This window comes from Candidatus Glassbacteria bacterium (assembly GCA_019456185.1).
Classification (GTDB): Bacteria; Gemmatimonadota; Glassbacteria; order GWA2-58-10; family GWA2-58-10; genus JAJRTS01.
The window spans coordinates 1-1673 of the sequence record VRUH01000140.1 but is presented as its reverse complement, the minus strand read 5'-3'; the positions used below and the strand labels follow the sequence as shown (position 1 = coordinate 1673).

The 1673-nt window shown below is 59.2% G+C and carries 2 protein-coding genes; both read left to right on the top strand.

The genetic code is table 11. The features are described from left to right. On the top strand, positions 1-800 hold an 800-nt coding region (locus FVQ81_18495), incomplete at its 5' end, for a glycosyltransferase family 4 protein (protein MBW7998521.1). Continuing rightward, positions 775-1673 (top strand): ABC transporter permease (locus FVQ81_18490; protein ID MBW7998520.1); only part of this gene is annotated, 899 nt, incomplete at its 3' end. The genes FVQ81_18495 and FVQ81_18490, both read left to right, overlap by 26 nt.

The following is a 1673-nucleotide window of genomic DNA, read 5'->3' as shown; positions in this document are numbered from 1 at the left end:
ATCCGGACTACAGTATCAATACAGATGACCCTACCAGGTGGTTTCCCCGGTTACTCGCGTCGTTGGGACCGGAGGATTGTCTGTTCGCGGTATCCGAACACACGAAGAAGGATTTCCTCAGGCTGTTCTCGGTACTCCCGGAGGATCAGATTACTCCTGTGTACAATGCCGTAGATGAGGCGATATTCTATCCGGGCGTCGATGCAGCTCAGCGTCGGGCCGTTTTGCGTAAGTACGGCATCCCTGAAGACAGACCTGTTTTTCTTTCTGTGTCGACTCTGGAACCAAGAAAACGTTTAGAAGCAGTGCTGGCAGCCTTTGGGGAGCTTCGCAGCTCCGGCACCCGCGGTACCCTGGTTTTGTGCGGCGAGGATCGGCAGCACTACCAGTCGAAGCTGATGCGAGAAATAGACGAAAAGGCGCAATCCTCAGTGGTGTTCACGGGTTTCGTCCCGGACCAGGATCTGCGGGTACTGTACTGCTCCTGCCGGGCCTTCCTCTATCTGTCTGAGTACGAGGGATTCGGGCTTCCGGTCCTGGAAGCCATGACCTGCGGCGCGCCGGTAATCGCGGCCGATCGCACCTCCCTGCCGGAGGTTGTCGGCGATGCGGGTTTTCTGGTGGATCCCGACGATACAGCGGCCGTCGGGAAGACAATGGAGAAGCTTCTGGTTGACGAGGAGCTGTGGCACAGATATGCGGATCGGTCCAGAGAACGGGCCGGGAAATTCTCCTGGCGGAAATGCGCCGATGTGGTGATTTCCAGGATGTACGATGATCTTCTTTCTTGCAGCGCGTAACGTTGTTCGCCGCAGCCGGCGGAGTCTCCTCGTAGCCGGTTTGATCGCAGCGGCGGTTGCCCTGCTGTTTTTCGGAAACTCGATCCTGGACAGCATAGATGCGGGCTTGAGCCGTTCCTTTGCCGAGAGCTTTACCGGTGAACTGGCAGTTGCAGCGATCAGCTCCAGATCCTTTGGTGTCTTCGGAGATGAAACCCCGGCAATTGGGGAGTATACACCGCTTCCGGTCATCCGCGAGTTTCCAGCGGCCATGGAGATCCTGAACCGGTTTCCTGAGATTGAGCGGGCCACCCCGCTGATCTCAGGCGCTGCGGTCATCGATCTCTGCGGTACCAGAAGACCGCTTCCGGTCTTCGGCATCGATGCCTCCACCTATTTTCAAACGTTTCCCCGCTCGACCCTGATCGAGGGAAAGCTTCCGGAGCCGGGGCAGGCCGGTGCCCTGATTTCCTCTACCCGGGCGGAGGAGATCGAGAAACGAAGCGGCCGGCGGCCTTCCCCTGGCGATCCTGTGATGTTGAACATGTTCGGCAAGCGGGGCTTTCGCATCGAGGAGGTGCCCCTGGTGGGCATCGTGGACTTTGAGATCTCCAACCCTCTGCTCGAGTCCACGGTTCTGGTGGACGCCCAGACGCTGCGGGCCTTGCTCGGTTTGACCCTGGCCAGGAGTTCCGCCTACGAACCTCCCGCAGAGACTACGAGCCTGCTCGGCGCAGAAATGGAGGGCCTGTTCCAAGACGCGGAGCAGACCCAGGAGGTGCCTTCAGAAGAGCTGACCCTGCAGGAGGTCAGGCGGGTTCTCTCCGAGCCCTCCGACGCACCTGAAGACCTGGAACCGCGATCCGGAGTCTGGCATTTCATACTTCTGCGGCT